The sequence below is a fragment of the Amycolatopsis speibonae genome, from assembly GCF_042647925.1.
GTDB classification, from domain to species: domain Bacteria; phylum Actinomycetota; class Actinomycetes; order Mycobacteriales; family Pseudonocardiaceae; genus Amycolatopsis; species Amycolatopsis speibonae.
On the sequence record NZ_JBHRWK010000155.1, the window covers coordinates 22,331 to 28,648 of the forward strand.

6 protein-coding genes are annotated in these 6,318 nt (G+C 63.9%); all 6 read right to left on the bottom strand.

Going from position 1 to position 6,318, the window contains the following annotated elements:
- Window positions 1–20: 20 nt before the first annotated feature.
- Window positions 21–848, bottom strand: coding sequence for an amidohydrolase family protein (locus ACFOSH_RS43140; protein ID WP_378247454.1), 828 nt, complete (start codon window positions 846–848; stop codon window positions 21–23).
- Complete coding sequence (locus tag ACFOSH_RS43145) at window positions 838–1,989, bottom strand: isocitrate/isopropylmalate dehydrogenase family protein (RefSeq protein WP_378247456.1); 1,152 nt, start codon at window positions 1,987–1,989, stop codon at window positions 838–840. Before ACFOSH_RS43145 ends, ACFOSH_RS43140 begins: the two co-directional genes overlap by 11 nt.
- On the bottom strand, window positions 1,952–3,196 hold the full coding sequence (locus tag ACFOSH_RS43150) for an acyl-CoA dehydrogenase family protein (protein WP_378247458.1): 1,245 nt from the start codon (window positions 3,194–3,196) through the stop codon (window positions 1,952–1,954). Before ACFOSH_RS43150 ends, ACFOSH_RS43145 begins: the two co-directional genes overlap by 38 nt.
- Before the next feature lie 9 nt (window positions 3,197–3,205).
- Window positions 3,206–4,321, bottom strand: a complete 1,116-nt coding sequence (locus tag ACFOSH_RS43155) for an acyl-CoA dehydrogenase family protein (RefSeq protein ID WP_378247460.1) — start codon at window positions 4,319–4,321, stop codon at window positions 3,206–3,208.
- Window positions 4,322–4,341: 20 nt separating this feature from the next.
- Window positions 4,342–5,298: a peptidase gene (locus ACFOSH_RS43160; protein ID WP_378247462.1), complete on the bottom strand. Its 957-nt coding sequence runs from the start codon at window positions 5,296–5,298 to the stop codon at window positions 4,342–4,344.
- Between the two features lie 465 nt (window positions 5,299–5,763).
- Window positions 5,764–6,078: a transposase gene (locus ACFOSH_RS43165; RefSeq protein ID WP_378247464.1), complete on the bottom strand. Its 315-nt coding sequence runs from the start codon at window positions 6,076–6,078 to the stop codon at window positions 5,764–5,766.
- Window positions 6,079–6,318 lie beyond the last annotated feature (240 nt).

The window sequence follows — 6,318 nt, forward strand, 5'->3', positions numbered from 1 at the left end:
CACGCGAGATCTCCGTCTGATCACGAAGCCCAGCCGAGCCAATTGAGCAGACCGTCGCCCATCACCGAGCGCAGGTCGTCGTCTGACAAGAAGTCCAGTGCGTCGGTGAACAGTCGCATGTTCTCTTCGTAGCTGCAGGGTAACCGGGTCCAGTCACTGCCCCAGAACACGCGGGCCGGCCCGAAGGCATCGAACACCCGGTGCAGCGGCGCGTGCAAGTCGGCGAACGGATATGGCTCGCGCGAATGACAGGGCAATGCCGATGCCTTGACCGCGACGTTGGGCAGGAGCGCCAGGGCCAAGAGTTCTTCGATTTCGTCGAACGCGTCGATTCCGGTGCGCCCCAGGGGCAGGGCCAGATGGTCGATGATCAGCCGCAGGCCAGGATGCCGACGGGCGATGAGGGCGAGTGACGGGAGCAAACGCGGCGCGTAGACCATCACCGGAAGTCCTGCCGCCTCCGCCTCCTGCCAGAACCAGGGAAAGCCGTCGAGTTGGAACCCGGAACGCCACGGCTCGCTGTGCAATGTGAGCCGCAAGCCGAGCATCCCCGGTTGTTGACGCCACGTCGGCAGCACACGCACGGTCTTTGTGTGCAGGGGAATCCGGCCCATCACGGCGAACCGATCAGGGTGCTCGGCGGCCGCGGCCAATGCGACATCGTTGCGGTCGCCCTCCCACGATGGTGGTACAAGCACCGCTCGATCGATGCCGGACGCATCGAGGACTCGCAGGGTTTCGTCCACGGTGGGCGGAGTGGGACGATGCGCGGCCTGCCTGCCTGCCGATGGCCACGGACGCCCGGCTGAATGCGCTTCCCAGAGGTGTATTTGCGAATCAACCAGCATGGTCGGCTTTCATCGCGATGATCACGGCCGTTGCGACGGCGGAAGTAGACGAGCTCTGCGCCGCGGGCACGAGGTCGTAGGTGAGAGTCCGGCCCTCCCGCAGAACCGACTGTACGGCGGTGTCGATTCTTTCACCCGCGACGGTGAGTGTCGGATCGGCATGCCTTCCGCTCATCCACTTCAAGGCGTGAGCGGCCGCGAGGATGGCGGCGAGAGGGTTGGCCTTGTCCTGGCCGGCGATCCGGGGTGCCGAGCCGTGGATCGGCTCGAACATGCCGTGGTGGTCGCCGACATTGCACCCGACCGCCATACCGACTCCACCCTGGAGTACCGAAGCCAGTTCGGTGATGATGTCGCCGAACATATTCGGTGCGACGACGACGTCATAGAGTTCGGGGTAGCGAACCAGCCACTGGGTGAAGGCGTCGACCAACACGATATCCCGCTCGACGTCGGGGTAGTCCTGGCCGATCTCGTGGAAGACACCGGTGAACAGCCGGCACCCCTGGAGCACGTTGTCCTTGACCACACAGGTCACACGCCGTCCTCGCGTACGTGCGGGGCGTGCCATCGCTTCCTCGAACGCGGTCCGCATGATGCGTTCGGTTGCCTGGCGGGTGATGACCCGGGTGTCGAGGGCGACCTGGGGGGTCCCCGCGATCGTCCTCGTGCCCCCGATCCCGGCGTAGAGATCCTCGGAGTTTTCCCGGACGAACACCATGTCCACGTTCTCGGGTTCCCAGATCTGCCGATGCGTGCCGGAGATCATGTGCTGGACGCCTGGCAGCAGCTTCACAGGCCGGATGTTGGCGTACAGTTCGAGCTTGGCCCGGTTACCGACGATGGCCTCCCAACCGGCCATTTTCCCGTCGCTGCGGAGAATAGTGCCCGAACCGTCGGGCGCCGGCCAGCCGATCGCGCCGAGCATGATGGCGTCGGCGGCGGCGCAGCGCTCCCGTGACCCTTCCGGCCAGTCCACGCCGTGCTCGAGGTAGTACTGGGCTCCGCCAGGGATTTCATCGAACTCCAGTTCGATGCGGTCAAGTTCGGCCGCAGCCTCGAGGACTCGCCGCGCCTGGGCGATGACTTCGATGCCGATGCCGTCACCGGGCAGCAGCGCGATCTTGTATCGCTTGGTCATTCCGTTCCCTTCCGCGTGGACCGGGCAAGCCGATCGCGTCTTTGTCCAGGCCTGTCCCCATGAGCATCCCGTGCTCCTGGTAAGTCACGGTCAGGCCCAGTTCTTCAGCGACCAGTTCCCGTTGCCTGTTGGCCGCGAAACCGCCGAACAGATGCATCGGGGCGTCACGGTAGAGCCGTTCGACCGGGTGCCCGGGGGTGAGCGCACATGCTCCATGAACCTGCACCGCGCACTCCACCGCACGCACGGCCATCTCCGTGGCGAACGGTTTCAGCATTCCGAGCAGGTCCTGTACCGGACGACCTTCACCGCGGTGCCAAGCGCATCTGTGGGCGAGCAGCCGGGCCGCGTCGATCTCGACCCTGGTCCGGGCCAGCGCGTCGCGGACGCCTTCCATATGACCCAGCGGCCTGCCGAAGGCAACGTGGCGGCGGGCGTGCCGGACGGCGGCGGTCAGCGCCGACTCGGCGACACCGATGGCGGCAATGGACATGAAAAGCCAGCCCCATCCCACCCCTTCGCGAAGGTTACGCAGGTCTACAGGTACTACGTCTGCTGCGGACAAGCGTGCGGCGTCGAAGACCACTCCACCCCATGGCATGGCCCGCAAGCCCATGTGCGGCAGGGAAGAGGTCCGCACTCCTGGTTGACGCAAATCCACAAAGGCGTAGCACCACCCGGTTCTGGTTTCCGGGAACCGGGCGAGCACCACCGCGACGTCGGCGGTGGTGGCGTTGGTGATCCTGGTCTTCTCGCCGTCGAGGACATATCCCGAGCCATCGCGTCGTACGGTGGACCGGTAGCTTTCGACATCGCAGCCGGACGTGTTCTCCACCACCGCGAAACAGCCGACCCGCTCGCCGCGGATCAGCTGGCCCAGCAGAGCGCGATGCTCGACAGGGTCGCCATGGGCTTGAATCAGTTTCACGCATTCGAGGCCGGACATAGTGGCCGACCAGAACGTACTCGGACACGCTTTCGCCAGCGTCTCCATCGCCAGCGCTTGGGCGACCCCGTTGACCTTCATGCCACCGATTTCGGCAGGGTGGAACAACTTCAAATAGCCACTGTCGATGACGTCGGTCCAGTTCTGCTCAGGCAACTCGCCCGCCGAGTCAGCCGCTTGGGCGCGGTCCGCGATCCCCGCGAAGGCTTGCTCCAGATCAGCGACCAGTGCTCGGTCGGAGTCGTCGAGGGTGTAGTCCATCTGTTCTCCTCAACCGCTTGCCAACATCGAGCCGGCGACGACGGACCGCAAGACCGAGTCGCCACCGCGTGCCGAGAAAAGGACCATGTCGAGCCAGCCGGGCGCCGGGATTCCGCGAGGCGAGCAGCTGTCCAACTCCGCCGCAGTGCGTGCCGCGGCGTTCAAGGCCTCCAGGAGAAACAGCTTCGCCACCGCCGAGTCCTGCCGCGACGGGCGGCCCGGCGCGTCGATCTGCCAGGCCGCCCGGTACAGCAGTCCGGCGGCCAGTTCCGTCTGAGCCCGCAGGTCCGCGACCGCCATCCGCGCCGACTGCGATCGCATCAGCGCCGGATGATCGCTTACGAGCTTGACCGCCCAGCCTGAGAGCTCTCGTAGCAGTCCGAGCCAAGGCGCCATCAGACAGGTCCGTTCGAGTGCGGCCAGCAGGGGCACCACTTCGACACCAGCGATATCGCCCGAACCGAGCTGGGCCCTCGCGGGTACATGACAGTTGTTCAGTTCGAGTTCCGCGACCAGGAAGGTCGGAGGTGTCGCCGAGGCGGCGGTGTGCCCGGTTCGAACAGTGAGGCCGGCTGAGTTACGGTCGACTATACAAGCTGTCTGCTCACGCCCGCTGTCCGCGATCACCAGGAAATGCTTTGCCTCACGGGCATTGACGACACCTGTGTAGCGAGCGTCGAGTCGCTTGCCCGAGCCGACCTTGACGATCTGGGCAGGCGACACAGCCGAATCGTCCACAGTGGCCCGTGCCACAGCCCCGAACCTGGCGCCCGACACCATTCCGGGCAGGTAGCGTTCCCGCTGTGAGGCACTGCCCAGTACGGCGATCGGGAGGCCGCACAGCACGCCGTGGGTGGCGATTGCCGTGGACAGACCCATGTCACCGGATCCCGCGCCGAACCCCTCCAGGAAGAACACGGTCTCCAGCACCGTCGCGCCTTGCCCGCCATACTCGGCGGGCAAGGCGATGCCGAGAACGCTTTCCCTCGCGAGGGCATCGAGCAGATCCGTGCCCCACCGAGCCTTTCGGGTCCGGGCTGTCAGGCTCTGCTTGGCCAGCTTCCGTCCGGCCCGGTAGCCCGATTGCCGTAGCTCGGTCAGCCTGCCGTCGGTCCCGAAATCCATCATGTCATCTGATGGCGCGGTCAGACTTCGACAGGTAGGCAGCGTTGGGGTGACAAATCGCTGATGTACTTCGCGTCGAGCCCGGACTTCGCCAGGAACTCGAGGCAGAGTGCGACCCGCTGTACCCGCTGGCGGATCGTGTTGTCGTTGACCGGGTCATGTGGGTGTGATTGCGCACTCGCGCCGATTTTCAGCATCATCGGTGCGCAGATCTGGACCAGTTCGGCCGTTTCGTAGAATCGGATGAACCCGCCTTTGGTGCCGTAAACGTCGGTGGGGAGGTCGATCGTCAGCTGTGGCGACATCCGGCGGATCTCTTGCAGCACCGGGAGCCCGAGGTCGTGGACGGTCGTTACACTGTTGGCGCCGTTCTCCGCGTAGATCTTCGCGGTCAGCGGGTTGGACACAATGCAGTGCGAGGACGCTTTGATCATCAGGTCGGCGGGAAGTGCGCCGGCCTTGCGCATGTCCGAGATCATCCGGATCACACCGAGGTCGTAGGCGATCAGCCCGCGACAGCCCAGGTCAGTCAGCCGCATGGCTTCTTCCGCTGATTGTGCGATGGCGTCGTTGTTGTTGATCCGGCGGCCTTGTGACGCTCCGAAGCCACCTCGGTAGAACGCGGCCTTCCTGTCGTATTCGGGCCGCGGTCCCAAGGCGAATACCATGCCCACACCGCTTTCGCGGCACAGGTCAAGCATGTCCGACACCTCCGCGTCGGACAGCAAGAACGCGCCCAACGTCTCATTGAACCGGGTAACCGGCAGGCCCTCCTCGCGTAGCAGGCGCAGAGTCGCTTCCAGCACGCGGAAGTTGTTCACCACTGGCACCTCGACGCCATACTGCCCGCCCTCGTCGAAGGTGCCGCCGGACACGGCGAGTGGGGTCTCATCACTATGCGGGAAATCGTTTTCTTCGAGCCATTTCCGTGCGCGAGAGGCGCCACGGATGATGTCGGAACCCAGGACAGAAGTCATCAACACTCCAAAGTTAGGTGCGGTGTGGACGCACAGGAACTCGGGCTTGGATGCGATCGGAAGGTGCGAGGAAATGCGGGTAACGAATTCGGGTTCGCGCGACGGAACTATTTTACGCCTGCGCTGTCCTATGTAGCCAGTCGACTTTGGATTATTTTTCCTGCTCGGGTGTGACCCGTTCGCCGATGATCATGAAATTCCCGCTGAAGCGGGTTCCGCGATCAGTACTTCCTCACCTCGGCGGTCACGTAATTCCTCACCTGTGTGGGTGGTGGCGTGTACATCGTGGACCTGGCCATGACGTCGCAGACTGTCCCTCACCGCGCGCGGCAAGGAAACACGCTAGTGCGGGGTGTGTCGTCCTTCCAGACACGGGAGATCGCCGTCCAATCACGGGTAAGACCTGCAGGATCACGCGACACTGGGCGAGAAGGACGTTTGACGTGGTCGATGCGCACCGTGTGATCAGTGGTCGAGACCGAGTCTGAAAGCGGTGATCTGTCGGTCAAGAAATATGTGACACGAATGGGTTAGGGTGAGGCCTTGTCGCAACTCGTCGAGAATCGATACCCAGGCGCCGTCGATCGCCCACCGGCGATCCCGGTAGTACGCGGTCTTCCAGTTCCCGTAACATTCAGGAAGATCGCGCCACGGCGACCCAGTCCTGGTGCGCCACAACACCGTGCCGATCATCAACCTGTGATCAATCCATCGGCCACCCCGGCGAGGCGTCCGATCCGGCAACAGCGACTCCGGCCGCAACCACTCGCCATCAGTCAAGACATGACGATCACATATCCCAGCGTTCTACCGAACCTCAACATCAAGACCCACCAGACATGCCCTCGAATCGTTCGGTTGGATGTCGTATGTCTGTATCGTCAAGGTCGTGAAGGAGCCCTTCACTGCCCTCAGAGTCAATGCCAGGAACTTAAGGTTGATGGCGTGGGCGTTTCTGACGTGTTTGCCCTGGTCAGACAGGATCTTGGGAGGACGGTGGCAGGACCAGGACGGGTCACC